Origin of the sequence: Bacillus sp. FSL K6-2839 (assembly GCF_038003365.1) — a bacterium.
In the GTDB taxonomy this organism is placed as follows: Bacteria; Bacillota; Bacilli; order Bacillales; family Bacillaceae; genus Bacillus.
Genome location: NZ_JBBOOZ010000002.1, coordinates 542,990 through 569,645 on the forward strand (window position 1 = coordinate 542,990; position 26,656 = coordinate 569,645).

Consider the following 26,656-nt stretch of genomic DNA (forward strand, 5'->3'; position numbering starts at 1 on the left):
AACTGTATCAAACTAAGCGTTTTCCCCATTCATTTTCTTTTTAAAAGCAAAAATGGCGATAGCTACAATAACACCTGTATATCCAATCACCCACCAAAGATGCAGTAAAATTGATGCATAGTCTCCAGAAAGTGCGGCTCTGCTAGCGTCTACTGCGTGAGCAAATGGAAGTGCGTACGCAATATCTTTGAACCAGCCTCCAACTAAATTCAAATCAAACCATGTACCACTTAACCCTGCGCTCATATTCGTTAGTAGCGCTCCACAAATACCACCAACCTGCTTGTCGTTAAATATACTCCCCACTAAGAGCCCTATGCCGATAAATAGTAAAGATGTTGGCAAAAGGACAAGAATGGATAACAAAACATTGGAATTAAAAGGTAATCCTAAGAAAAGTGCTGCGATAAAGCTAATGATAACTTGAACAATTGCTATCGGTATGAGTGGGACAATATACCCTACAATGTAGTCTGAGGCAGAAAGAGGTGTAGTAAACAATCGCATCAAAAATGATGTACTTCGATCTTTAGCTATTAACATTCCAGAGAATAGTGAGATAAAAGAAAGCCCGAAGACGGCTATGCCAGGAATTAGTTTATCAATGACAAATAAATCAGTTGGAACATTCGCTTGAATAGCATGAAGCAAAAATAAGATAACTAACGGGAAGCCTATACCAAATGCTAAGTTTAAAGGATCTCTCAAAATCTCTTTACGATTACGTGCAGCAAAGGCTAGTGACTTCATCTGGTGACCTCCTCATTGGTAGCTAACGAAATAAAGGCATCCTCAAGTGATTTGGTGTTGGTAATTTCCATCAATTCAGCTGCTGTTCCAACTGCCTTTAATTTTCCTTTCGCCATCGTCCCTATTCGATCCGAAAGGGCTGCTGCTTCCTCCATATAATGTGTCGTGAGAATGATGGTCATGCTCCCCTTTAATTTCTCAATAGTACTCCATAGCTCACGCCTTGCGATGACATCGAGACCGAGAGTAGGTTCATCAAGAAAAAGGATTTTGGGGTCTGTAATGAGTGCCATTGCAATACTAAGTCTTCTTTGCATTCCTCCAGATAAGGTTTTAGCCTTCATTTTAGATACCTCAGTCAAACTAAACGTATGAAGCATTTCCTCCACTTTTATATCCACCGTTTTATTGTGGAACCCGTATATTTGAGCGATTAATTCAAGATTTTCTTTAACGGATAAATTAGGAGCTACTGCCGTTTCCTGTGGTGAAACATTAATCTGTTCTTTTACTGCGTAGGGATTAGAAACAATACTGTTACCAAGGATCGTTGCATCACCGGTAGTAGGGATGCTAAGACAGGTCAACATCTTGATCGTTGTCGTTTTACCTGCACCATTCACTCCAAGTAAAGTAAAAAGCTCGCCTTGTTCAATTGAAAGATTAAGAGAATCGACTGCAATCTTTTCTTCGAATTTCTTAGTTAGATTCTTTGTTTGAATAGCAATCATTCCTCATCCTCCTGATCTTCCTGCGCCTTATATATATCGTCAGCAAACTGCAGGAAGGCCTCATTTTTTACAATGGCGATTCCTTGAGCTTCATCACCCAAAATCAACAGGCTGTCTCCAGGACTGATGCTGAATATCTCCCTCGCTTTTTTAGGAATGACAATTTGCCCGCGTTCACCAACCTTTACAAGTCCAAATATGTGTTTTCCTTTTGGTTTCACCCCTGCCTCTTCTGTACCATCCACATTATTCACGAGATCATCCAAAGCAACGCCGTATATTTCAGCCAAAGCCTTACAATTGTTGATATCCGGCACAGTTTCTCCCGATTCCCATTTCGCAACAGCTTGCCTTGAAACACCAATTTTCTCAGCCACTTCTTCTTGTGTAAACCTGTGTATTTTTCGCATTTTTTTCAAATTCATATTGATCATGTTTTTCACACCCTTCAATATCATTATATAAGACTTATTCCGATCATCTACCAACTGAACATGACATCAGAAGTTATCTTCAATTTACATTTGGTTAAATGCCTAAGTTTAACCCAAAAAAGCCACCTCGAAATTAAGTGGAGGGGACTTTTTTGGTGTGTAATCGAATAAAGGAACTGAGATTCATATGTTTAATCACATATACTAATTTTTTCTTCTGCTACAACACCTTTTGCTAAAGCTAATAAGGGAAGTAAGAATGGCTTGGAAAATAGGTATTCCCTCACGCAAAGCATCACTAGATAAGTATAGTAATGTTATCAGTGAATAAAAGGAGGAACTATGAAAAATGTCTGTCACAGTTTGTGATGCAGAATATGTTGTAGGTTTGCCATAGAAAATAAAAAAGTCTCGTTTGAGGGAAATCACTCAAATGAGACTTTTTTGTTTAGTTTCAGCAATTATTTAATAACCATTTACAAAGTAAGCAATGGTTTCTAATTCATCTTCTTTCAGTTCTCTGTTCACGTAATTTTGATATTCTATCGTGATTTTCTGCTTATCTCCACCACAAAGATCGGTATATTTCGCAATCATCCTAAGCTTGTTTGTTTCCTGACGAAACTCCTCTTTTGTCCACGGTCTTTGATGTGAAGGAATATACATATCAGCATCAAAACCATCTAATTCATTTAAAAGTCGCAATGTTTCCTTCATCGTATAATGTACTTTTTCGGCATACATTTTCGGATAAATGCAATCACCAAGAAAAAGGATTTTCTCTTCTTTCACATACACGATGACTGAATCTGCGGCATGATCGCCTCCAACAAGTTGCACGACACACGTGACCCCGCCAAGATCGATCTCCATCCGACGGTCAAATGTCACATCCGGTAAAACCACTTTAATATCTCGATGATCCTGATATTCTTCCTTGATGGCCTTCGCACAGAACTCAATCTCCGTTCCTTCCCTCACCCGCTCATCAATCGCCTCATCTGACCACGAAAACGGAAGCAGCTTCTCCATTTCACTTCTTGTCTTTGCAGAAGCAATCGAAAGCGAATCAGGCAGCGCTGGCAGACCAAAGATATGATCCCAATGCCAATGCGTGAGGACAACCATATCAGGAGTCAAGTTCTCATGTTTTAACGTTTCTTTGATAAAGTACTTGGCATGTTCTTTCGAGTTACCAGCATCAATCATTAATGTCTTGTTACTGCCCACAACCATACCTAGAATGGGGCGGTCAGTAAGCGATATAGGTGTGATGTACCAAAAATTCTGACCTATTTTTTTAATTGAGTGCATAGGTAGCTTCCTCCTTTCTATAATTATATTTTAAATCGAATCACGTTTTTTACCATCGTTCCGCTGTTTATGATGCGGTTTGTCCTTCAATATTATAAGTGCGGTTTACTAATTCGAATTCCATTACTCGAAGTAGCACGTGAAGCCAATATTGTTACAATGATCGCGATTGCAACACCCAAAGCCCCTACCCAAGTAATGGAAGATAGAGAAACTCTCTCTACAAAGATACCTCCAATAGCTGCACCTGCAGCCATCGCCAATTGCATCATTGACTGATTGAGACCTAATAGTATACCTGATGACTCTGGCTCCATTGTAGCTAGGTGATATTGTTGAGTCGGGCCAGAAGACCATGCAGCAAATGACCATAATATTAAAATGAGCAATACTCCAATATAAGAATGCGTAACTAGTGAGAGCAATATGAGCATGATGACATGTAATGTCATTCCGCTAATCAGAGTAAAATTCACACCCCATCGATCGGTACTAAATCCACCAAACTTTGACCCAACTAGACTAGCAATCCCGAATACGAGGAGAACTCCACTCAGCAATTTGTTGCTTACACCTGATATATTTAAAAGGTAAGGGGATAGGTAGGTATAGGCAATTGAATAACCACCAAGCCAGAAAAAGGTGATGGCTAATCCCAACACTACTTTTGGTTTTTTAAAAAGAGCGAGTTGTTGAATTAAAGGTACAGGTTTATCCCCTTGGATTTTTGGAATCGTAAGAGAAATTATCACCATTGCTAATAATCCGAGTAAGGCTATTCCTCCAAATACAGCTTTCCAACCGAAGAAATCACTAGTCATTCTGCCCAGTGGGACTCCAATGATCAATGATGCTGTAAATCCCATTACTACTGTAGCAATAGCGTTACCTTGCTTACCTTTTGGTGCGATTTTTTCAGCAATTGTTAATGCAGTAACGACGACCATCCCCGCCCCAAGAGCCATAATAATTCTTGAAACAATAAATAATTTATACCCAGGAAGGACGAATGCAAGAATATTACCTAGAATAAAAATGCTAAGTGAAAATAACATTAACTTGCGTTTATTCATTCCCGATGTTAAAGCCATTAATACTGGGGTGAAGATGGCATACACAAGAGAAAAAATCGTAATTAACTGGCCAGCTGCAGCTATCGTAATCCCTAATGATTCAGAAATATTATCCAAAATACCAGAGATGATATACTCTGATGTACCAACTAAAAAACTTACAATAGCTAAAATGTATACCTTTACAGTGTTTGACAATGTAGATCACTCCTTATATATAATGTATTTACATATCTAGAATTGTTAATATGTATGAACAAAAAAATATATTACGATAAGTCGATTTGTATTTAATAAATGAAACTGAATTCTGATGTATGAATTCAGTTCATTTATTAAATATTTTTTTCTAGAATCTTAGCAATTTTTTTTATGGCATTTTCATCTCTTTTATAATACGTGTATTTACCTATACGCTCTGTCGTAATTAATCCAGCTCGTAGTAAAATTGAAAGGTATTGAGATGCTGTTGATTGCGTCATTTTCAATTTATCTGTTATTTGACTAACACATACCCCTGTAGTATTCATATCAATCCCTTCATGGGGTGTAAAATGACGATCAGGTTCCTTTAGCCATTGTAAAATTTGCAGTCTTGATTCATTGGATAAGGCTTTGAAAACTTCTATCGGCTCCATACACACCATTATATCGATAAATAACGATATGTCAACATGTATTGTTTGAGATCCCTTAAAACTTTCTATTTTCCTATGTCATTCTCGCCGCTTTAGGCTTAATCGCGGTTTTTTGCGGGGTGGTGAGAAAACCCCTATAGCTTCTTTCCTGCTGGCAATGGAGGTGTTTGATGGGAAAGGATTAGAGTACTTTTTTGCTGCTTGTTTAGTCGACCCTCAGCTAAATTTACCCATCTCATTCCTCACTTACTTATGATAAGGCTCCCCCCGCACAATCCGAAACGCCCGATAAATCTGCTCCACCAGCACCAACCTCATCAACTGATGCGGGAACGTCATTTTCGAAAATGAAAGCTTCTCATTCGCACGCTGCATGACAGCGTCGCTTAAGCCAAGGGATCCGCCTATGACGAAACATACCTTGCTTTTTCCGTATGTTGCCAGCTTATCTATTGTATCGGCTAATTCTTCGGAACTTTTCATTTTTCCTTCGATGGCGAGGGCGATGACGTGGGCGTCTGGGTTGATTTTGCTTAGGATGCGTTCGCCTTCTTTGTCTTTGATGATTTTCATGTCTTGATCGCTGAGGTGTTCGGGTGCTTTTTCGTCTGCGAGCTCAATGATGTCGATTTTCGCATAGGCTTGTAATCGCTTTGTGTATTCGGCTATGCCTTGTTTTAAATATTTCTCTTTTAATTTTCCTACTGTGATAATTGATATATTCACAGGTCATCCCCACCTTAAGAACAAGTTATTCATATAAGTTATCAACAATTGTGGATAAAATTTGTGTATTTTGTGTCCGATCATTCGTTCCCCACTATATATATTGCTGGTTCATCGCACAATTCACAGGTTGTGGATAAACTGTGTGTATGTTCGATTTTTCTGAATTCTGGTGGCAGTTCGTGATCATCTATGTACATGTCTAATACGGTTTCTATGTGTTCTGCACAAGCATATAATGTTTTGTTCATAAGTTTCTTATTCCTCCAATATGTTGTCTGGTTATTCACAAGTGTTTTGCTCATTGTTCAATATAACCGATTTATTCACATGTTAATAGTCTTTTACCATTTTCCACACCTTTTATCCACAAACCAAACGAAAAAGCCTCCACTTCTGTGAAGGCTTCTTTCTATAGAAATGGATTATAAAATCTCGTTCCTCTAACAAATGTAATCACAAGCGACACGATGAGCACCACACCAACAAATATTAACGCGGCATAATCTGCTTTTTGAAAGTCTTTCGCCGTAAACCATGTGCGCTTTTTATGCTTTCCAAATCCGCGCAGCTCCATCGCATTGCTGATCGTCTCAATCCGCTCTAGGCTGGAAAAAATCAGCGGCATCACAATCGACAGCGCATTTTTAATCCGTTTCTCCAGTTTTTCATTCTTCGATAAATCAATTCCTCTTGCTTGCTGAGAAATCGCGATCGTTCGAAAATCCCGCTGAATATCTGGAATATAGCGTAAGGCAATCGCGACAGCATAGGAAATCCGGTAGCTGACCCCGATTCGGCTGAGCGATGAGGCAAATTCACTTGGATTCGTTGTGACGATAAACAAAAGCGCTGCTGGCATGACGGTCACATATTTCAGCGTAATATTCAATTGATAGAAAAGCTGTTCCAGTGTGACGTTGTACCAGCCTGCAATATGAAACAGCTCATGCTTTGCTCCGTAGATGGCGACTCCTTGCTGGGGCGCAAAGATGTAAATGGCGATGTTGTTAATCACTAGGAAGATCGCAAGGACGATCACCACGAAGGAGATATCACGAAATCGCACGTTCGATAGCTGAAAGAATACGATACTGGCGGCTAGCATAAAGACTAAAATGCCTGTATCATACGTGAGCATCGCTGCGGATGACCAGAGGATAAAGCAAATGAGTTTGGTTGCCCCTGTCAGCCTATGAATCGGCGACGGGCGATCGATATAGGACAGCATGTCTACAGCCATGTCATTCGTTCCTTTCTGTCAACCTCAATGAAGCGATCCACGAGTTCATTTGGATTCGGCCAGTCTGCTTTCAGCGCCAGTTCATACAGCGACGTTTCCTTTAAGCTCGCCTTTTGGACAAGCAGCTGATCTGTCAGCACTTTGGCTGGGGTATCATCTGCGATTTTTTCTCCATCTGAAATGACAATGGTTCTTGTCGTGTATTCGAGCATCAAATGCATATCATGGGTGATCATGAAGATCGTGACACCCTGCTGATTTAATTGCTCTAAAAACGTCATCATCTCTGTGTAATGTCTAAAATCCTGTCCGGCGGTTGGCTCATCTAAAATGATGATTTCTGGCTCTAATACAAGAATTGATGCGATGGTGACGCGCTTTTTCTGACCAAAGCTGAGAGCTGAAATCGGCCAGTTCCGAAATGGATATAAGCCGCACACTTTCAGAACCCGCTCCACCCGTTCCTTGATGTCGTCTTCCTTTACCCCTCTTAAAACGAGACCAAGTGCGACTTCGTCAAAGATCATTTGTTTTGAAATCATTTGATTTGGATTTTGCATGACGACGCCGATTCGTTCGGAGCGCTGTTTGATTGTGTCTCCTGTGATGTCATCGCCATTTAGATGAATTGTTCCTTTTGTTGGCTTTTCAAATGCGCAGAGCACCTTAGATAGTGTTGTCTTGCCTGCGCCATTGGCTCCTGCGATGCTGATCATTTCTCCTTTTTTGACGGTAAAGGAGATGTTGCTCAGCGTGTTTGGTCTTGTCGGATAGTCAAAGCTCAGCTCACGCACCTCTAGCAAATCCTGCGATACAAACTGCTCGACTGACGGCTCAGACGCTTCCATCCACTGCTCGATTTTCACTTTTGCCTCTTCATTTAAGGTAAGATGCTGTAAATTAGCTATCTGATCTCCCGGTGTAACTGGAATGCCTGCATATTTCATGGCCTTTACATATAAAGGCTCGCGCAAATATGCCGCTTCTAATACATTTGAGGCGAGCAATTCATCTGGTGTCATATCCGCCGCAATCGTTCCGTCATTGACGACGATGATGCGGTCCACATGACGGAAGAGGACGTCCTCTAACCGGTGCTCGACCATCACGACCGTTTTTTTCGTTTCTTTTTGCAGTCGATCAATAAGATCGATCACTTCTTTGCCTGTAGACGGATCAAGGCTTGCAAGTGGTTCATCAAACAGCAAAATGTCGACATCGTTGACAAGTACGCCCGCAATAGCGACACGTTGTTTTTGACCGCCTGACAGCTCATGTACGGACGATGCCAGCTTGCCGTCTACCTCTGTTAATTTTGCCGCTTCTTCGACACGTGTTTTCATTTCTTCGCGTGTGACTTGATCATTTTCAAGTGTAAACGCGATGTCTTCTCCAACGGTCAGCCCGATAAATTGTCCATCAGGGTCCTGCAATACCGTTCCAACGAGCTGTGAGAGGGAGAAAATATTCTCTTTCTCTGCATTTTTCCCGCCGATGTGAAGACTTCCTTCCATAGAACCTTTATAAGACGCAGGAACTAGCCCATTGATACAATGGGCTAGTGTGCTTTTTCCCGATCCAGACGGGCCTGCGATGAGGACTTTTTCCCCTTCATAGATGGTCAGGTTGATATCTTTCAATGTCGGTTCTGCCTGACTGCGATATTGGAATCCGAAATGTTCGAATTGAATCATCGGTTTCTTCATTTATGTGTTCCACCTTGCTTCATGATGTTTCTTTCGATAGACTGCCGCTTTTGCTTCTCGTTTTCGCATAAGCCGCAATGATGATGGTTCCTAGTACACCGACTGTGATGATGTTCGAGATCCCTGCCACGATGCCTTGAACAAATACTTTGTTCGCAGGTTCTGCATAGATCACAATGTCGAGTACCGGGGCAATGACAAACCAGCCTAATGCCTGCGCACCTGCTTGTACGGCGTTGAAAAGCGTGATCTTCTTCCAGCCAAAGTCGCCCTCTTCTACTTTTAAACGGTTAGAAATGAAGCCGATCAATAACCCAACAACACCTGAAACGATAATCCAGCTCCACCAAGGGCCGAATGTGGTGGCATCTTTAATGAGATGACCAATAAACCCAATCAGTGCGCCTGCAACAGGACCAAATAGAACGGCCATTAATGCAAGGAATGCATACGATGTTTCAATTTGTGTATTCGGAATCCCAGTTGGAATGGAGACGAAGCGTCCTAAAATGACAAAGACGGCTGCGCCAATTCCGATGGCAACGACAGTTTTCGTTGAAAGTTGTTTACCTGCCATGATGTATCCTCCTCTTATTCGTATATAATGCGCGGAGCTTTGCGAATCGAAAGGCGCCAGCCTGTGCCTGTACCGATGTTATAAGCCTTTGCAAATGACCCTTGATTGATCGCCACGCCTAAATGGTCGAGTGAATTGACATATACGAGTGGTTCGCCTACCTTTAAATCGGCAAAAGATCGTCCATAGGTCATGATATTTTTATACACATTTTTCGGCCCGTTGGCAATGGTAACTTCTATTGCATCCCCATAATTGATTGAAAGCTGTTCAAATAACGTGTGATGAATGTTTGTCCAAAGGTTTCCGAACCTCACATCTAAAATATCAATCGTTCCTGTGATGACCTCTTCTTTCGCATACGCCTGTACGACTGGAAGGTGAATAATATCATCAATATTCGCCTTTGGTCCCACCTCTTCAAAAGAAATCACGCCTGAAGCGATTCTCGCCCCTGTATACGCGTAAATATCTCTCCCATGGAAAGTATGTGATTTTCCCGACTTGGGCAGCCGGTTAATGGTTTCATCTAAATAACGGGCTTCCACAATGCCAATATCCTGCGCGACGTGCGTGAGTGTCCCGTTATCTGGGGTAATAATGTAGTGCGAGCTTGTGGTTTTGACGACAAGACTCTTCCTTTCTGACCCAACGCCTGGATCAACAACGGAAACGAAAACCGTCTCTTCCGGCCAGTATGTGACGGTTTGGAGCAGGCGGTAAGATGCCTCCCAAATGTCATACTGCGGAATATTGTGTGTTAAATCAAAAAGGCGGATGCTGCTGCTCACCGTATTTGCCACTCCGTACATGGCGCTGACTGCTCCATCATCAATGCCGAAATCTGATTGTAAAACCAATGCATGTTCACTCATGTCAATCTCCCTTTCATTTGAAAAAATGGATGTGGTGTTTCACGTGGAACATTTGAACATTTGTATGAAAAAAGTGGACAATAAAAAATACCCCATCCTTATCTTTGAATCATAAGGACGAGGTATTTGTCTCGTGGTACCACCTTTATTTACTGTTTGCTCGCGCTAAACAGCCTCTACAAGTACAAAGCTCCAATCTGGCTCATATACTGTGGTTTTGATAACGAGTACCAACTCTCGTCGTGTCCTACTAATATCATAGATATGTTCAGCACGAGGCTCAGAGACCATTTTTCGAATCATTATTTTTGCTTCTTTTCAGCTGCCGAAGCTCTCTGTGGAAAAATTGATGATTGTACTTTCTCTCGTCATTGCCTGTTTAACTATCTTGAATTAAAGCTATCATACATGATGTTTTTTGATAAATCAAGATATTTTTCTGAACATTTTCAAAAGTGAGTCAACTGATGCTGGAAGAGTCTTCTTTTTATAAAATTTAAACAAATGTTAAAGAGCGAGATATGGTGTCTTTCCTTTCTAGCTGTATAATAAAGATGAAGGGAGGTACAGCGTGTGTGGACCATCTGTATGAATGAGTTTAAGCAGCTCTTCAAAAGCACAAAATCCATTTTAACAATTGTTATTATTTTCATTTTATCTACTTTTGTTTCAACTCTTCCGTTTATTGCTGCTCATCAGGACAAATGGGAGCAGGCAAAGGATCCTTATTCTATTGGGAATGAACTGGTGATGTCGTTATTTGGTTTCTTCCTTATTTTTTTATTGTCTCATGATATTTTGAGCCGCGAAATTCATTTAAAAACCATTCGTTTTCTAGTCAGTAAAACAACCCGTTTGAACATTATTATCGGAAAATATCTTGGGCTGATGCTGTTTTGGCTTAGCTGCATTATGACGACATACGTACTGAATATGGTGATTTCACATCGTTTTCTGTTCTCTGATGCGTTTAAAATCTTAACCTTTATCAGTGTTGGTATCTCATGTACTTTATTTTTGTCCATGCTCTTTCCAACACCGCAGAAATCAATGTTTGTTGGGATGTTGTTTTCCTTTCTTTTCCCGATCGTCAGTATGATATCTGTTCTTTCTTCAGAACGATTGATTCATTGGTTCCAATATATGACGCCTTATTATTATGCGCGCTTGAGTGAACCGCTGACCTATGTACTCATGAATACAGCATTAACCGTTGTATTACTCATTGGAACAGCACTCCTATTTCAAAGGAGGGATGTCTAAATGCTGCATACAAAAGAGCTCACAAAAAAATATCGGACAAAAGTCGCGGTAGATCACATTACCATTGATGTCAATCAAGGCGATATCTTCGGACTCATTGGACCTAAGGGTTCTGGTAAGACGACGTTTTTCAATATCATTACGGGAATTTCCCGGCCAACCTCTGGTACGTTTACGATGATGGATATGCCTTCATTAAAAAAGGTGAGGCAGCATATCGGTGTTCTGCCTGAATATACGGATTTATATGAAGGGCTCACGGCACTTGAACATATTGCCTACTTATCCAAAATCACCGGGACACGCCAGAAAACGAGTGATTATGAAGAACTGCTCGAATTTGTCGGTTTAGATCACTATCATCAGGAAAAAGTCGGTACCTTCACACCTGGTATGAAGAAGCGGCTCGGAATGGCGCAGGCCATCGCCCATCGGCCCGAATTTATTTTACTAGACGAGCCTTTTGCCGATATTGATGCTGATTCGATCTTACACATTCAGCAGGTCATTGAAACGTTAAAACATGAAGGGAAAACCGTCTTTTTAACGGCTGACCGCCCAAGGTTCACAAATAGTATTTGTACCAAAACGGCATTCATTTCTGAAGGAAAATTAGTGTCCCCCCATACTCATCCTCAAGAAAAAACCATCACATCCTCAAACATACGTGCAACCTTCAAGCATGCGTGGATTGATGATGAGGTGAAACCTGTTCTCACGCAGTACTTACAAACTGTTGGAACAGATCTTGTGATCAGTGATGACGAGACCTCATTGTTGATTCGTTCAGAAGCCCAAGTCCCATCGATCATCCGCGCTTTCGTGAAATGCAAAGTTGATTTATATAGAGTCACGGCTCAGGATGCCATGAGCACCTCATAAAAAAGTACCGTACGCGATCCGCACGGTGCTTCTTCTTTTTTATAAAGGTTTACTCATATAGATTCCGGTTTCTGCAAATCCCGTCTTCTCGTACAGTGAACGGGCGATCTGATTGTGAGCAAAGACATGGAGCGAGAGTTTTTGCACTCCTAATGACTTTGCCTGCTCCTCTAATGCAGCAATGGCCTGCTTTGCAAAGCCTTTTCCTCGATAAGCTTCAAATAAAATAAAGTTATAAATGAATCCTTCCTGCTGAGGGTGATTCGGGTCATAACAAAGCCAAACCCAGCCAATCGCTTCTTCCCCGTTCAAGAAATTCCATAGCTCATGATGCTCTGTCTGCAGACCTTCGGGAAGCAGCCGATCAAATTGTTCTTCTGCGTTCGCAAGTGATTCTTCCTTTTCCCATGTCCCTGCGAGTACCTTTTCTTCTGCGTACCGCTGAATGGCCTTCTCCATCAATACATCGTAATCCGTTTGTGACATTGGTTGTAGTGTAACCAATCGCATCGCCCCCTTTCCTCCATCATATGATGAGCATGCAAAAAAAACCAGTCCCATCAAGGAACTGGTCATCCGCCGAATCGGTCGGTTTGAGAAAGTTTGATCTCTACTGATTTTTTCTTTCCGCTTCGGTAAAACTCCATCTTTACCTTGTCGCCGACTTTCTTTTGATATAAATACTTACGAAGATCTACGATATTCTGTACACCCTTGCCATCAAAGGAGGTGACGACATCCAGCTCTTTTAGTCCTGCTTTTCCTGCTGGAGACAAAGACTCGACACTCATCACGACAACCCCTGATGTGACTTTAGATGGCAGCTTCAACGTTTCCTGCCAGTGATAGCTCGCAATATCTGCTAATGATTTCATGCCAACGCCTAGATACGGACGCTTCACCTCTCCGTAGCGCTCTAAATCTTCTATGACAGGGATGACTAGATTCGCCGGGATAGACAGCCCGATGCCTTCTACCTCTGATTCAGCAATCTTCATTGAGTTGATGCCGATCACTTTTCCGTCCATATTGATCAAGGCACCACCGCTGTTGCCTGGATTGATGGCGGCATCTGTTTGCAGTACCTCCGCATTCCAATCCGCCTGTCCGTCCCCATTCGAGTCTACAGGAATCGCACGTTCCGTTCCCGAAATGACACCTTGTGTGACAGAACCTGCAAACTCAAGCCCTAATGGATTTCCAATGGCGATAACTGGCTCACCGGGCTTCACATGATCTGAATTACCAAAGGCGGCGGTCTTCTTGATCTTATCACTTTTGACAGTGAGAACCGCTAAATCCATCAGCTGATCGCTGCCAACAAGATTGGCACCAATTCTTGTCCCATCCTGAAGGCTCACTTCAAGCTGGTTGGCGCCTTTGATGACGTGGTGGTTGGTCACGATATAAAAGGTATCACCCTTTTTCTTATAAATCACACCTGACCCGCTGCCTGCCTCCCCACCTTCTTCCCAAAAGCTCGACTTTTGGATATTAATGACGCCGACAACCGTATCCGACATATTAGATACGACTTTCGTGACCGCATCATTGACGTTCACATTGACGGTCTTTAAAGGGGCCTGTGCTGATTGCTCATCTCCGTTCTGCTGCCACCCAAAGGGACTGCCGCTCTGTCCTGACACATAGGGGAAAAAGAATCCCATTAAAAAAGCTCCTACCAATACACCGATCAGACCAGATAGGAAATATCCTTTTCTGCTTCGTCTCGGCTTCCACTCTACATCGCGATAATCCACTATGTTTCCTTCCTTTCAGTGAATAGATGATGTATATAGTGTTGGTAAGAAGCTCTTATCTTAATCATACGATTGTAAAAATCATACGGCGCAAAGCGGGGTTGCTTTTTTCGGGTCCGTATCATATAAATCAAAGCCATCCCCGACAACAAAGCCCTTCATCTCAAGCGTCTGCTGGACCGCCATACGGGCTAAATCCTTCATGTTGTTATCTTGACTCAAGTGAGCCAAATAAATGCGTGAGGTGGCATCTCCAATCACATCTGTCATCGCAAGAGCGGCATCTTCATTTGATACATGTCCGACATCGCTCAAGATTCTGCGCTTAATGCTCCACGGGTATCGGCCCATTTGCAGCATACCGACATCATGATTGCTCTCAAATACAAACGTATTGGCTGACTGAATGATGCCTTTCATACGGTCACTCACATAGCCTGTATCCGTCATCAGGGCAAGTTTACGCCCTCCATAATGGAACACGTAAAACATGGGCTCAGCCGCATCATGTGAGACGCCAAAGGACTCAACATCGAGACCGCCAAAGGATTGGACGGTTTCCATATCAAAGTGGAATTTTTGCTCTGTGTCAATTTTCCCGATATGAGACTCCATCGCCTTCCATGTTTTCGCATTTGCATAGACAGGGAGCTTGTACTTTCTTGCCATGACACCGAGCCCTTTAATATGATCTGAGTGCTCGTGTGTCACAAAAATGCCGTCCAAGTCTTCAGGCTTGCGGTCGATTTGACCAAGCAGCTCGACCATCTGTTTGCCGCTTAATCCAGCATCCACTAAAAAGGCATGCTCGTCTGTTTCTAAATAAAAAGCGTTCCCCGTACTTCCGCTCGCTAGTACACTGAACTGCAAGCTCATGTTCTCTCACTCCATTGAAGATTTGTCATCTTTCTCTATATGATCAAGTGTTGAGCCATCAATGGCATTGATCAAATATTCTTCTTCTGTCTTTTTCTTTGAACTAACTGATACGCCTTCAAGCTCGACTCGCCATACAGGCACCATGACCTGCGTGCTTGCACCCGGGTATTGCGTATAGTAGCCAAGCTCTACCTTTTTCACGGTCGTGTTTTGGCTCAGCATGTTTTGTGTATATAAGTCCTTCACGGTTTCAAGCGCTGGGACAAGGGTTTCTTTTCTCACTTCATTAATCGACGTCACCATCGACTGCTGATACGATACGACCTCGTTTTTATCATTTACATCCAGGGTGATTTTTCCGATGGTTTCGATGTCATCAAGGCCTTCTTGGAAGATGTATTTCCCTTTATACGTTTGGAAAAAGACGATCTTCCCTGTCTCTTCATCAATACTCCACAGCTTATAATTCTTCCCATCCAGTAAACGCTGGTTCACAAGGTTTGACGCCGCTGTTTTCATATCTTTTTTCGGCAAGGCAACGGGTTTATTGAAGGTCATTTCAAGCAACGTGACAGGATCATCTTTGTCTGTTTTCGGGAATGTGCTTTTCGCCTTTTGATCAGCTAATCCGTCGACATCCTTTTTCGTATATTGCTTCTTTTCAGCTGTAATGCGGTATCCAATCTTCGCTTCATCTGATAGATTGCCATATTTGATCCCATCTGCCTTCATTTCTTCCAGCGTATCCGTTTTTTCGATAATCGCAAAATGATCGGTAGATCGTTTTTCAAAGTATTGAAAACCTAGAAAGATATCGAGAACGAGAAAGGCTAGGATAAAGATCGTTTTGGTCTTATTCCACTCCATTATTCTCGCTCCCCTCTTTCAACAAATCATGCGATAGTATCACGGTTTTGCCGTTATATTTCATGCACCATACTGGCTCCAGCCAGACAAACATCGCTTGATCTTGATCTGATGCGGTTGAAGCAGCTTGATAGGCTGGGAAAATTTGTTCAATTTTCTCCAGGTCATCATATTTCGTCTGCTTGACGATTAAGTCCTTCAGCTCTGTCCCGTTCATCAGCTTGACCTGTTCACTCTGACTCGCTTTGTTGCCTAGAATATAGTTTGGACGCTTGTAATTCAAGATGTCATCATTCGCCCACTGTACTTCAAGAGAGGTCATCCCAAATGGATGCTTTGTACTGTTGACGATCGGCAGACCATCCATAAACATATTAAAGGAAAGCTGCTGGTTGCTGTTGATGCCAAAGTATTGATAGTCATCGGTAAAGCTCCCCGTATCATTGAAATACTTCACACTTCGCTTGATCAAATCCCCCGTTTGGAAAACGGTGCTGGAATTGATATTGCGGTGCTGATATTGGATGCGGTGGTCTTTTTGATTGGCTTCAAGACGGCTTGTGCCATCTGTGTACACTGTCCGATTTAAATTAGACTCCTCACCGACTAGACTCGGATCCGTAAACAAAGCGTCCTTGAATTTGTTTGTCTTAATCGTTTCGATAAAGAACATTTTTGCTTCAAGCTGCTTTTGCTTTCTCGGAAGGAGGAAATCTCGTTTCGAATTCGCTGAGAATGTATAGAGATCATAGTGCGGCATCTCGTTTTGAGCGGCTGCGATACTGTCCATTAGATTCCGATAGTTAGCGGATTCTATTGTCAGCTCAAGCACCGTTTCCTTGCTGTATGAAACCAAATAGACTTTCTTATTGGCCTTGTCCTGCTGGGAGAACGGCACAATCATCCGATCAAACGAGTTGTATTCAATGGACTTATTCGGCCATTTAAACAGCGCTTGGAAAATATCAATCGGAATCGAGTCATTGAACACAAGATCCAATGTCTTCCCCTGTCCTCCGCTTCCATAGAAGAAATTCTTAAATCTCTGCTCAGAATATTGATCCGACACATCCGAAATCTCTTTGACATCCCAAAGGCTCACATCATTCCAGAAGTTTTGAAAGAGTTCCTTTTGATCGACTTTAAAATGCTCCCCATTTGAATGGATGAACATCTCGCGCGGCTTCACGACCTCAATGAGACTTCTAGGCTCGTCGCTTGAAATCTTCTTCGTTTCCACGACCTTTGTGCCGGCATCTGCCTGGTCCTGCATGACTGGCTGGAACATCCAAATATTCCACGTAAACACAAGACTGATCGCAATTAGGATTGTCAATATTATGGTTTTAAAGGTCTCACGCTTCATCCCAATCATCCTCTTGTTCTTCATTGTACGGAAGGGTAAAGGTCACCGTTGTTCCTTTTCCTTCAATGCTGTCAGCCCAAATATCTCCGCCATGAGCCTGAACCATTTCTTTTGCAATCGCAAGTCCTAGGCCGGTTCCGCCAAGCTTTCTTGTTCTCGCCTTATCCACTCGATAAAAACGTTCAAAGATTTTATCCATATCCTTCTTCGGAATACCGATCCCTTCATCTTTGACGCTGAATAACACAAGGCCATTCTCCTCATCCAGATCAACGGTAAACGTGATATGTCCACCCTCTGGGGAGTATTTCATGGCATTGGAAATGATATTATCGAGCACCTGTGTGATTTTATCTTGATCAATTTCCACGTATATTTCACGCTGCGGCAGATTGCGGATAAACTCGACATGCTGCTCTTTCGTCATTTCAAAACGATCAATGACCAATGAGATAAACCTGATAAAATTCGTCCACTCACGGTTGAATTGATAATCCTTGCTGTCGAACTTAGACAGCTGCAGCAGGTCATTAACAAGCCGGATCATGCGCTCTGTTTCATTTTGCGTGACACTGAGGAACCTTGGCGCAAGCTCTTTATCACCAATTGCCCCTTCAGCCAGTGCCTCAAGATAGCTTCGCATCGTCGTCAGCGGTGTGCGTAGCTCATGTGATACGTTTGCGACGAATTCACGGCGTTCTGCATCAATTTTCTCCTGCTCTGTGACGTCATAAATGACCGCAATTAAACCATCAATCTTCCCATGCTCTTTCTGAATGACTGAGAAATTCACACGCAAAACAGACAGCTGATCTTCGCGTTCAATTTCTATCAGCATGGAATCTTGATTTTCGACTAAATCTTCAAATGTATGCGTCTCCTCGAGGCCCAGTAAGGACGTAATCGGCATCTCTAGAGCTGTTTCACGTGAAACATTTAACAGCTCTAATGCGGGGCTGTTTAATAGAATAATCGCACCGTTTTGATTCGTGGCGATGACGCCATCCGTCATATAGGCAATGACAGAAGAAAGCTTTTTCCGCTCACCCTCCGTCATCAGCTGCGCTTCCTCCAGCTCTCTCGTCAGATGGTTAAAGGTTGTCGCAAGCTGACCAATCTCGTCATGTCCATACTTTCGGACTTTCCTGGAAAAATTCCCTTTGGCAAGCTCGATCGCTTGCTTTCTCATATCCGAAATAGGATGAGTGATTGTTCTAAAGATGAAGATACCAAGCAGTGCGGTCGTCCCAAGTGCGATCAGTGTGCCAGTCGCCAAAATGGTGTTAATGGTTCGCATTTGATTAAACACACTTTCCATCGAAGACACAACATAAATCACACCGACGGTTTCTTGGTTTTCATTTTTCACGGCTGTCGCAGAAATACGCACCCGTTTATTGGATTCTGGGTCATAGAATTTCTTTTCATAGTCTTTGCCGACCGCAAAAATACGGCTAATGATTTGATCAGTGATTTTCTTCCCGGCAATCTCCTGACTGCCATTATTCACAGAGGCAATGACCTCTCTGCTTTCGTCAATATAGCTGACTTCAGAAATTTCATTAGACTCATCTTTGTTGTTAAAGTCGTTTAATATCTTTTGAGCATCCTCTTTTAATTCTGCCTTGCTTTTCGATGAATCTTGTTCTAGGTAATACGATAACGAGTAGATTCGCTGATTCAAGGAATTATCATAGGAATTAATTAAGGACTGCTCTAGCTGCTTCACAAAGTACACGCCAATGATCTGCATGGCGACAATGATCAGCAGCACGTAAATTAAGGTCAATTTGAAGTGAATCGAGCGAAAAAAACCTACTTTACTCATAAGAATCTTAGTCCTGCTCTGGGTTTCTTAAATAGTAGCCAACGCCTCGTCGTGTCACGATCCAGCTCGGGTGGCTAGGATTGTCTTCAATTTTCTCACGAAGACGGCGGACTGTGACGTCCACTGTACGCACATCCCCGAAATAATCGTAGCCCCATACGGTTTGCAGCAAGTGCTCACGTGTCATAACTTGTCCGATATGTTTCGCTAAGTAATGAAGCAATTCGAACTCACGGTGCGTCAATTCAATTGTTTCCTCACGCTTAGACACCACATATGCATCTGGATAAATGACAAGTGATCCAATTTCAATATCATTTGATTCAGATTCTTCCTCTGTCTGCGGCGCAGCAATTTGTCTTCTCAAATTCGCTTTCACACGGGCAAGCAGCTCGCGCGTGCTAAATGGCTTCGTCACATAATCATCTGCGCCAAGCTCAAGACCGATGACTTTATCAATTTCAGAGTCTTTTGCTGTCAGCATGATAATCGGCATGTCATATTTTTTTCTCACTTCACGGCATACCTCAACGCCATCTTTGTTCGGCAGCATAATGTCGAGCAGAATGATGTCCGGTTTGATTTCTTCTACCATTTCAAGGGCTTCATTTCCGTCATATGCACAATGAACCTCATAGCCCTCTTTTCTTAAGTTAAACTCCAATATATCAGCAATCGGTTTTTCATCATCTACGACAAGAATCTTTTTTTCCATTGTGATTTCCTCCTGCATTTTTAGCATCTATGTCATTCCATTTTGCATCTCTCATCAGGCCTTTTCGTTTGAGCAAAAAAGGCTCACTGTCTATTATAACGTTTTACGTGGCAAAGATAAAAATAATAACGGCTTTCTTTTCTAGTAAACGTTGAATAGGAAGTCACCTCTCAAAAAAATTGATGGCTTTTTTCCTTTTTTATCGAAACTTTTCCAGTCACCAATCGTCTATATAGATGTAACGTCTTCTTCTTATGGAGCCGGGCCCTACCTAGGCCCGGCTTCTCCCTTTTTATGCCTTCTTTTCATAAGAAAAACGCACCTGCGATTGCAGATGCGTTTGGAAGTGGCTCGGGACGGAATCGAACCGCCGACACACGGATTTTCAGTCCGTTGCTCTACCAACTGAGCTACCGAGCCATCATCAAAAGATGAATATGTATAAATGGCGGTCCGGACGGGACTCGAACCCGCGACCTCCTGCGTGACAGGCAGGCATTCTAACCAACTGAACTACCGGACCTCAGTAACTTGCCCGAAAAAGCAATCGTGGTGCTCCTTCAAGCAAGTGAGGAAAAATTAGCTTAACGCTAAAGTAAATCAATGACCCGTACGGGATTCGAACCCGTGTTACCGCCGTGAAAGGGCGGTGTCTTAACCGCTTGACCAACGGGCCAATACATGGTGAGCCATGAAGGACTCGAACCTTCGACCCTCTGATTAAAAGTCAGATGCTCTACCAACTGAGCTAATGGCTCTCGGTTTGTGAAAAGTGAATCTGAAGAAGCCGTATTGCGTCAAACCAATCGCTTTAAAAAAGCTGGAACATCGCATCCTAACAAGTTTCAGAGACCTTTGCAACAACGAGATTTATAATATCATAGAGTAATTACATATGGCAATACGTTTTTCGACATTTTTTTAAAAAAAGTGTCGGATTTGAAATCTCCTGCCAAAGCCCTTCTATTTGCAACCGCCTTCATTTCTGATTCACCTTTTCATGACCACTGCCTATTCAAACACATAGAAACGTTTTAGACCGCTCAAAAATGGTTATACATGAAACAAGTGACATTGTGATTGAAAAAGGAGGAAGCAGTATGAGTTCATTTAAATTAGGAGATAAAATGCCCAATTTTTCACTTCCAACCATTCAGGGCGAACATATTGATTTTCACAAACATTTAGAGGAGCATCAAAGCTGGCACCTCATCGTCTTCTTTAGAGGCTCATGGTGCCCAGTATGTGTAGAAGAATTGAAAGAGCTCGAACAGCAGCAATCATACTTTCAAGACAAGGATATCCACTTAATGACGATTTCAACGGATAACCCTGATGACTTGAAAGATTTTGCGGATAAAGAGGGGCTGTCCTTCCCGATCATGTCTGACCAGGATCTTACTTCATTAAAAGCATATGAAGTCCACTATCACGGAGAAGATGCTCCTTATGAAGATCACGGAGTGCACGGGGAACCTGCCTATTTCTTATTAAATGAAAAGGGCCAAGTCCTCTATCAGCAAAGACAAACAAGTCCGTTTGGCAGACCGCATGCCAACGAACTGCGCAAAATCATTCAGTACATCCGCAAAAACTTAAAAGGCCAATATAGAAGCGTGAAATAAAAAGAGGACTTACATTATACCGTAGTTAGTACATCACTAATATATTAGAGATGTACTTTTTATTTTTTTGACCTCATAATAAACAACTCCACAAAAATAAAATATTTCTTTTTAATTTACAATGAATTAGAGAGCTTGTTAAAAATGCACATTTTTATTCAATTCATAAATTGGGCAACCTATATGACTTAGATTGAGAGAATAGTAATGGCATTTATTTTTAAATTCGCATCTATTAATTAATTCATTGTTATTATTCAAACTTTTCTCAACAAATAATGGATCAGCTATTAAAGCTCTTCCTAGGGAAAAACTTAAATTATTCGGAATTTCTTCTAATCGCAACACATCCAAATCCCATATATTACCTGAGTAATTCCATAATATATTTGGGTATTGGTCAGCGTATTTTAATATATTATTTAAAAAGCAAGCATGCCCCCATTGTTCAAGGGGATATATTAACTGTTTATTGATATCATATATACCATTAGAAAAACTGATAATATCAATATCTAAATCAATTAATTTATTAATCAATTCATCTTTATCTACTTTTTCTTGTATGTCATTTTTAATACCTTCTAGAAATGAGATTCTCAAATCTATAACTATATTTGGTTTTTTATCACGTATTCCACTAATAATTGTTTTTAAAAAAAATAAATCTGAAGCATTGTATTCATCATCTCTTATATTTAAGCTTTTACTAATAAGTTGAGACAAAAAATAGCCGTGTGCTGCGTGAATCTGAATTACTTCAAACCCTAAATCACTCGCTTTAATGCTTGCATCTATAAATTTCTTAACAATATCCTGTATTTCTTCTTTGGGTATATTGACTATATCTTTTCTTACCGTATTTAAATAAGCTTTTATATTATTGTTAATCATTTTGCGAATAGGGATTATTGATGAATTTCGACAGGCGATTTGTATACCTGGAACAGAACCTTGTTTACGTATAGATTTTACTAGCATCTCCCACTGATCAGTTTGTTTAGTAAAATAAGCAGTATTGGGATTTGTTACATACTTTGGATCAATTGCTACATTACCAATATAATTTATTCCTATTGAACTGTGCGATCTTTCTCTATAAAAATCAAAAAACTCTTCACTTAATGAACCATTTTCGCATAATCCAGTATTTATAGGAGCAAAAAAGAAACGAGAAGGGATTTCGATCCCTTTAAAGTCATAAGAAATATTTTTAGGCATATCTAAATTATTTATTCTCATATTTTTTAAATCTCACTTTATTAATATTGTATTTACGTAAATATTCTTTACTTATATCCATATTGAGATGTGAGGATATTCTAATAACATAAATAAATGCATCTATTAATTCTTCTTGAAGGTCGGGATAAAATTCATTAAAATTTTTATTTAATTCGTCATCTGAGAAACGATTATTTAATAAATTTAGTTTTTTTATTAAGTTTGAGAACTCCCCAATTTCTCCAATTAAACCTATTATGTCCTTATTTATAAAATCTATTTTCTCAGATGTAGAGGGGCTGTTATGACTCCATCCATGGTTTTCATCAAACTCTTTTTGTAAAGCTACTATTTTAGAAATATCCAAACTACTCACTCCTTAAATTGAGTTAAGAAAAATGCCAATAGACCATAAATAATATTCACTCCTAATCCGATTGCTACTGTTGCGATCGTATTAAGCCATTCCGTTCCAGAAAATACTCCAATTAATACTAATGTAATAATTAAATAAAGGATTGTAGCAAGTAAAAATCTCCGTTCGTATTGCTCTATTCTTTTTATTACACTTGTGAATTTTTTTCCATATGAGAGTTCAATCTCTGTTGAAGTATTTTGAATTCTTTTATCAGATTTAATTTCTTCTGAATTCAGAATATATTCAGTTAAAACTGGCCAAACTCCTGTTTCAAATCCATGTTGTCCAGAGTAAGGTCTAGAAACAGCCATTTCTAATTTGTTAAATTCAATCTTAGCAATTGCATCTCCCTGAGTAATCTTTAAATAATTATTTGAAATATTGGAAAACACAATTCCTAATTTCCCTTGAAAACCTGGATCTGCATAAGTGTTGACTGGTAAAAGCCCCACTGAAAAAAGTTTTCCTTTTGTTAATATTCTGCCTAACATATCATTAGGTAGGTATAAGGATTCTGCTGTTAGGATTACTACAATTTGTTTAGGTTTAATAAGTATGTATTCATTTTCTTTTAAAGTGTGTTTTTGATGAGCGTTAGAAATGTCATAATAAATATTGCTAGCAGTTAATTCATAGCAAGCTTGTTTTACATTTTTTAAAGAAAAATTTTCTGTAATTAATTTTCCATCATTGCAAAAATCGATTATATCTTGATCATTTAATGTCCCAATATTAGTCATTTTATTTCCTCCATATTATAATTACAATTATAAACTTTAAACATAATTAATGGAAATCTGTATAAATTTTTTTATTATTGAATGCATTAGTAAAAGAACAAAATGGCGAATTTTAAGGCTGAGGTTTTATCTTTGTATTTCTGTTAAAGGCGCAACCTTTTGTGATTTTTTGATGAAATTTATTATTATAAAGATGGACAAATTCTGGACAAAAAGGATAGATACAATTAGATGTAATTCCTGTGCAGCTATCCTATTCTTCATAGCTTAATTAATGTGTGAGATTCAAATTGGTTATTTTCGTTATTTTTTGTTGAATAGCCAATGTAGGCAAAAATAAAAGACAAATGCCAGCACAGCCACTCTTTTTGTGTTATTTTCATCTCTTTTCATACTTTTTTTGAAAAACATTGCAACGATTCCCCTTTATCCTGCTTTCTTCATCGTCACCCGGCGAAGTGCCCGCGAACGAATATATTCCATTGGACCCATTCTCCAAACCTTTAGACAAAATGCTGATATGGCGATTTGCAGAAGTGAAATGAGCAGCCATGCCAATACGATAAGAGGGGCATTGATTTGTCCGCCAAGACCCAATCCCCAGCTATAAAAAAGAATCGAGCAGATGATATTTTGCAGGATATAACAGCTGAGTGCCATTTTCCCTACATACTCAAACCAATTCCACATGAACCATGACTCCGTGTGAGTCAGGAGCTTCGCAATGACAGCGATATAGAAAAGAGAGAGGAATGGCGAAAACGCATAGCGCACAACGAATTCCACTAGTTCGTTCGGAACGAAGACAAGTGCATTCAGCGGCAGACCCACCCACAGACCGACTCGGAATAATATTTTCCGTAGAGATTGCCCGCGTTCATTTGCATAAAAAACACCGGCTCTCATCATCCGCACACCTAATAAAAACAGAAATGTGTTCATTGGAATGATAAAGATCGCTTCTTCACGGTACATGAAAAAGTGTTGTAATCGTTCTTGAACCTGCGAGATCCATGTCTCTGGCAGCTGCTCTTCCAGCGCCGGTTCACTGCTTTGATCATACGATTCTGTCTCCATTTCAGAGAGGGAGAACACCATCAGACAGGACAGAAAAAGTAGATGAATGACTCCAGAGAAGATCATGCCTCTTTTGATGCGCTTGCTCCCTCCTCGTACAATAAATGCCACAAGCAAACCGGTCACAGCGTAACTCATGAGCACATCATATTCCATCACAAGTGCAAAATGGACAAAGCCTTCGATAAATAAAAATAAAAGAATCCATAAATATGTACCCGGCCAAGGCGTGTTTTTTCTTTTGGCCTGCTGATATTTCAGCTCTAGCCCTACACCGAACATGATTGTGAGCAGTGAGAGCATTTTCCCATAAACAAACATGAAGACAAGGCTTTCTAGAAAACTGCCATGTTCATATTCATCTGCAATCTGATCTGTCGCAAAGGTATCCCCTGCATACGCAAAAAACCAGACGTTTGTTCCCAATGTGCCTAATATGGCAAAACCTCGTAAAATATCTAATAATCTTATTCTTTCTTTCACTAGAACGCTCCTTCCCCCTATACAGTTATCATATTTTGGTAATGATCGGAAGCCTGTTCTACTGAAATTAAGAAATATTTAAACAAAAAGACACCAGTAAAATGTGCAATTTTACTGGTGTCTGATCAGTCTATTATTATGGACGGTACACGCTGCGGACAACGTTCGTTTGGGAACGATCTGGTCCGACTGAAAAAATGGAAAGTGGAATACCTGTTAATTGTGAAATGCGCTCTAAATAATGACGGGCATTTTCAGGCAGTTCGCTTAAATTCTTCACGCCTGTAATATCCTCTGTCCATCCTGGCATTTCTTCGTAGACAGGCTCACATTTCGCTAGTTCATTTAGACTTGCTGGGAATTCCTCTGTGATTTCTCCGTTCAATTTATAAGCGACACAGATTTTCAATGTTTCAATCCCTGTCAGTACATCAATTGAGTTAAGAGATAGATCTGTAATCCCGCTCACACGGCGAGCATGACGGACAACGACACTGTCAAACCAGCCAACACGGCGCGGACGTCCAGTTGTTGTACCGTATTCACGGCCAACCTCACGGATTTGATCGCCAATTTCATCATGGAGTTCTGTCGGGAATGGGCCATCTCCAACACGTGTTGTGTACGCTTTTGACACGCCGACCACATGTTGAATTTTTGTTGGTCCTACGCCAGAACCAATCGTCACTCCTCCAGCTACTGGGTTAGATGACGTGACAAATGGATATGTCCCTTGATCGATATCAAGCATAACGCCTTGTGCTCCTTCAAATAGCACACGGCGGCCTTCATCTAGTGCGTCATTCAAGACAACAGATGTGTCCACGACATATTTTTTCACTTGCTGGCCATATTCATAATACTCGTCTAAAATATCTTCAATCTTGAAGCCTTCTGTGTCGTACATTTTCTCTAAAAGACGATTTTTCTCTTCTAGATTACGTGCAAGCTTCTCTTCAAACACTTCACGATCTAATAGATCTGCGACACGGATACCGATACGAGCTGCTTTGTCCATATAAGCTGGTCCGATTCCTTTTTTCGTCGTACCGATCTTGTTAGCCCCTTTCCGCTCTTCTTCCACCTCGTCCAATTTTAAATGGTAAGGCAGAATCACATGGGCTCTATTGCTGATTCTGAGGTTATCTGTACTCACATTCCGTTCGTGAAGATACGCAAGCTCAGTGACCAACGCTTTAGGATCAACCACCATTCCATTACCGATGACACAAGTTTTCTCTTGATAAAAAATACCGGACGGAATGAGGTGTAGCTTGTAAGTCACTCCATCAAATTTGATCGTGTGACCTGCATTGTTTCCCCCTTGATAACGGGCAATCACCTCTGCATTTTCTGAAAGGAAATCGGTAATTTTCCCTTTCCCTTCGTCACCCCACTGCGTACCTACTACGACTACTGAAGACATATCGTGCACCTCCGTTAACCTTTCAAAACGTTATCT

General features: G+C 40.9%; 27 protein-coding genes, 4 tRNA genes and 1 other annotated feature. Of the genes, 3 read left to right on the forward strand and 28 right to left on the reverse strand.

Annotated features, from left to right (window positions below):
• Positions 1-12: 12 nt before the first annotated feature.
• The 12 genes from MHH26_RS16855 to MHH26_RS16910 all read right to left on the reverse strand — a co-directional run bounded on the left by MHH26_RS16855 (position 13) and on the right by MHH26_RS16910 (position 10,067).
• A complete protein-coding gene (locus MHH26_RS16855) occupies positions 13-750 on the reverse strand; it encodes an ABC transporter permease (RefSeq protein WP_340974173.1) in 738 nt (245 codons plus the stop codon).
• Positions 747-1,481, reverse strand: coding sequence for an ABC transporter ATP-binding protein (locus MHH26_RS16860; protein WP_187704260.1), 735 nt, complete (start codon positions 1,479-1,481; stop codon positions 747-749). The genes MHH26_RS16855 and MHH26_RS16860 overlap by 4 nt, the downstream gene beginning before the upstream one ends.
• Complete coding sequence (locus tag MHH26_RS16865; RefSeq protein WP_223260724.1) at positions 1,478-1,915, reverse strand: helix-turn-helix transcriptional regulator; 438 nt, start codon at positions 1,913-1,915, stop codon at positions 1,478-1,480. The genes MHH26_RS16860 and MHH26_RS16865 overlap by 4 nt, the downstream gene beginning before the upstream one ends.
• A 465-nt stretch (positions 1,916-2,380) precedes the next feature.
• Positions 2,381-3,229 (reverse strand): MBL fold metallo-hydrolase, encoded by an 849-nt coding sequence (locus tag MHH26_RS16870; protein ID WP_307500586.1) that lies wholly within the window; start codon positions 3,227-3,229, stop codon positions 2,381-2,383.
• A gap of 92 nt (positions 3,230-3,321) precedes the next feature.
• The gene (locus MHH26_RS16875; protein ID WP_034660579.1) at positions 3,322-4,500 is read right to left on the reverse strand and encodes an MFS transporter; all 1,179 of its coding nucleotides are present in this window, start codon (positions 4,498-4,500) and stop codon (positions 3,322-3,324) included.
• Between the two features lie 137 nt (positions 4,501-4,637).
• On the reverse strand, positions 4,638-4,940 hold the full coding sequence (locus MHH26_RS16880; RefSeq protein WP_045034889.1) for an ArsR/SmtB family transcription factor: 303 nt from the start codon (positions 4,938-4,940) through the stop codon (positions 4,638-4,640).
• Between the two features lie 246 nt (positions 4,941-5,186).
• Positions 5,187-5,666 carry a 23S rRNA (pseudouridine(1915)-N(3))-methyltransferase RlmH gene (gene rlmH / locus MHH26_RS16885; protein WP_034660583.1) on the reverse strand — a complete coding sequence of 160 codons (480 nt, stop codon included), beginning with the start codon at positions 5,664-5,666 and terminating at the stop codon, positions 5,187-5,189.
• A gap of 80 nt (positions 5,667-5,746) precedes the next feature.
• Positions 5,747-5,917 carry a CxxH/CxxC protein gene (locus MHH26_RS16890; RefSeq protein ID WP_080869563.1) on the reverse strand — a complete coding sequence of 57 codons (171 nt, stop codon included), beginning with the start codon at positions 5,915-5,917 and terminating at the stop codon, positions 5,747-5,749.
• A gap of 161 nt (positions 5,918-6,078) precedes the next feature.
• On the reverse strand, positions 6,079-6,909 hold the full coding sequence (locus tag MHH26_RS16895; protein ID WP_307500593.1) for an energy-coupling factor transporter transmembrane component T family protein: 831 nt from the start codon (positions 6,907-6,909) through the stop codon (positions 6,079-6,081).
• Positions 6,900-8,615, reverse strand: coding sequence for an ABC transporter ATP-binding protein (locus MHH26_RS16900; protein WP_340974177.1), 1,716 nt, complete (start codon positions 8,613-8,615; stop codon positions 6,900-6,902). The genes MHH26_RS16895 and MHH26_RS16900 overlap by 10 nt, the downstream gene beginning before the upstream one ends.
• Before the next feature lie 19 nt (positions 8,616-8,634).
• A complete protein-coding gene (locus tag MHH26_RS16905; protein WP_012011871.1) occupies positions 8,635-9,192 on the reverse strand; it encodes an ECF-type riboflavin transporter substrate-binding protein in 558 nt (185 codons plus the stop codon).
• A 14-nt stretch (positions 9,193-9,206) separates the two neighbouring features.
• Positions 9,207-10,067: an SAM hydrolase/SAM-dependent halogenase family protein gene (locus MHH26_RS16910; RefSeq protein WP_012011872.1), complete on the reverse strand. Its 861-nt coding sequence runs from the start codon at positions 10,065-10,067 to the stop codon at positions 9,207-9,209.
• A 110-nt stretch (positions 10,068-10,177) separates the two neighbouring features.
• Positions 10,178-10,448, reverse strand: a binding site (T-box leader).
• Between the two features lie 192 nt (positions 10,449-10,640).
• Here MHH26_RS16910 and MHH26_RS16915 point away from each other — a divergent pair.
• Positions 10,641-11,330 carry an ABC transporter permease subunit gene (locus MHH26_RS16915; protein WP_034660593.1) on the forward strand — a complete coding sequence of 230 codons (690 nt, stop codon included), beginning with the start codon at positions 10,641-10,643 and terminating at the stop codon, positions 11,328-11,330.
• Positions 11,331-12,212, forward strand: a complete 882-nt coding sequence (locus MHH26_RS16920; protein WP_340974180.1) for an ABC transporter ATP-binding protein — start codon at positions 11,331-11,333, stop codon at positions 12,210-12,212.
• Between the two features lie 39 nt (positions 12,213-12,251).
• Here MHH26_RS16920 and MHH26_RS16925 read toward each other — a convergent pair whose 3' ends face one another.
• The 11 genes from MHH26_RS16925 to MHH26_RS16975 all read right to left on the reverse strand — a co-directional run bounded on the left by MHH26_RS16925 (position 12,252) and on the right by MHH26_RS16975 (position 20,385).
• A complete protein-coding gene (locus MHH26_RS16925; protein WP_400559762.1) occupies positions 12,252-12,722 on the reverse strand; it encodes a GNAT family N-acetyltransferase in 471 nt (156 codons plus the stop codon).
• A 62-nt stretch (positions 12,723-12,784) separates the two neighbouring features.
• Positions 12,785-13,975: a S1C family serine protease gene (locus MHH26_RS16930; protein WP_400559836.1), complete on the reverse strand. Its 1,191-nt coding sequence runs from the start codon at positions 13,973-13,975 to the stop codon at positions 12,785-12,787.
• A gap of 78 nt (positions 13,976-14,053) precedes the next feature.
• Positions 14,054-14,848, reverse strand: coding sequence for an MBL fold metallo-hydrolase (locus MHH26_RS16935; RefSeq protein WP_034660602.1), 795 nt, complete (start codon positions 14,846-14,848; stop codon positions 14,054-14,056).
• Between the two features lie 6 nt (positions 14,849-14,854).
• Complete coding sequence (locus MHH26_RS16940; protein ID WP_340974182.1) at positions 14,855-15,718, reverse strand: two-component system regulatory protein YycI; 864 nt, start codon at positions 15,716-15,718, stop codon at positions 14,855-14,857.
• Positions 15,705-17,084 (reverse strand): two-component system activity regulator YycH, encoded by a 1,380-nt coding sequence (yycH, locus tag MHH26_RS16945; RefSeq protein ID WP_340974183.1) that lies wholly within the window; start codon positions 17,082-17,084, stop codon positions 15,705-15,707. The genes MHH26_RS16940 and yycH overlap by 14 nt, the downstream gene beginning before the upstream one ends.
• Positions 17,074-18,912, reverse strand: coding sequence for a cell wall metabolism sensor histidine kinase WalK (walK, locus tag MHH26_RS16950; protein ID WP_106042813.1), 1,839 nt, complete (start codon positions 18,910-18,912; stop codon positions 17,074-17,076). The genes yycH and walK overlap by 11 nt, the downstream gene beginning before the upstream one ends.
• Before the next feature lie 7 nt (positions 18,913-18,919).
• A complete protein-coding gene (yycF, locus tag MHH26_RS16955; RefSeq protein ID WP_034660610.1) occupies positions 18,920-19,627 on the reverse strand; it encodes a response regulator YycF in 708 nt (235 codons plus the stop codon).
• A gap of 347 nt (positions 19,628-19,974) precedes the next feature.
• Positions 19,975-20,047 (reverse strand) — tRNA-Phe (locus tag MHH26_RS16960).
• A 26-nt stretch (positions 20,048-20,073) separates the two neighbouring features.
• Positions 20,074-20,150 (reverse strand) — tRNA-Asp (locus MHH26_RS16965).
• A gap of 81 nt (positions 20,151-20,231) precedes the next feature.
• Positions 20,232-20,303: transfer RNA gene (locus tag MHH26_RS16970), tRNA-Glu, on the reverse strand.
• A gap of 6 nt (positions 20,304-20,309) precedes the next feature.
• A tRNA-Lys gene (locus MHH26_RS16975) sits at positions 20,310-20,385 on the reverse strand.
• A 342-nt stretch (positions 20,386-20,727) separates the two neighbouring features.
• Here MHH26_RS16975 and MHH26_RS16980 point away from each other — a divergent pair.
• A complete protein-coding gene (locus tag MHH26_RS16980; protein WP_340974186.1) occupies positions 20,728-21,252 on the forward strand; it encodes a peroxiredoxin family protein in 525 nt (174 codons plus the stop codon).
• Positions 21,253-21,390: 138 nt separating this feature from the next.
• On the opposite strand, the gene MHH26_RS16985 is transcribed toward MHH26_RS16980, so the two are convergent.
• From MHH26_RS16985 to MHH26_RS17005, 5 genes are all read right to left on the reverse strand, one after another.
• Complete coding sequence (locus tag MHH26_RS16985) at positions 21,391-22,494, reverse strand: oxidoreductase (protein ID WP_340974188.1); 1,104 nt, start codon at positions 22,492-22,494, stop codon at positions 21,391-21,393.
• Positions 22,481-22,843, reverse strand: a complete 363-nt coding sequence (locus tag MHH26_RS16990; RefSeq protein WP_340974190.1) for a hypothetical protein — start codon at positions 22,841-22,843, stop codon at positions 22,481-22,483. The genes MHH26_RS16985 and MHH26_RS16990 overlap by 14 nt, the downstream gene beginning before the upstream one ends.
• Before the next feature lie 5 nt (positions 22,844-22,848).
• Positions 22,849-23,634 (reverse strand): dCTP deaminase domain-containing protein, encoded by a 786-nt coding sequence (locus MHH26_RS16995; RefSeq protein ID WP_340974191.1) that lies wholly within the window; start codon positions 23,632-23,634, stop codon positions 22,849-22,851.
• A 426-nt stretch (positions 23,635-24,060) separates the two neighbouring features.
• Entirely contained in the window at positions 24,061-25,194 is a 1,134-nt protein-coding gene (locus tag MHH26_RS17000) for a DUF418 domain-containing protein (RefSeq protein ID WP_340974193.1), read from the reverse strand.
• A gap of 136 nt (positions 25,195-25,330) precedes the next feature.
• Complete coding sequence (locus MHH26_RS17005; RefSeq protein ID WP_034660617.1) at positions 25,331-26,620, reverse strand: adenylosuccinate synthase; 1,290 nt, start codon at positions 26,618-26,620, stop codon at positions 25,331-25,333.
• Positions 26,621-26,656: the final 36 nt, after the last annotated feature.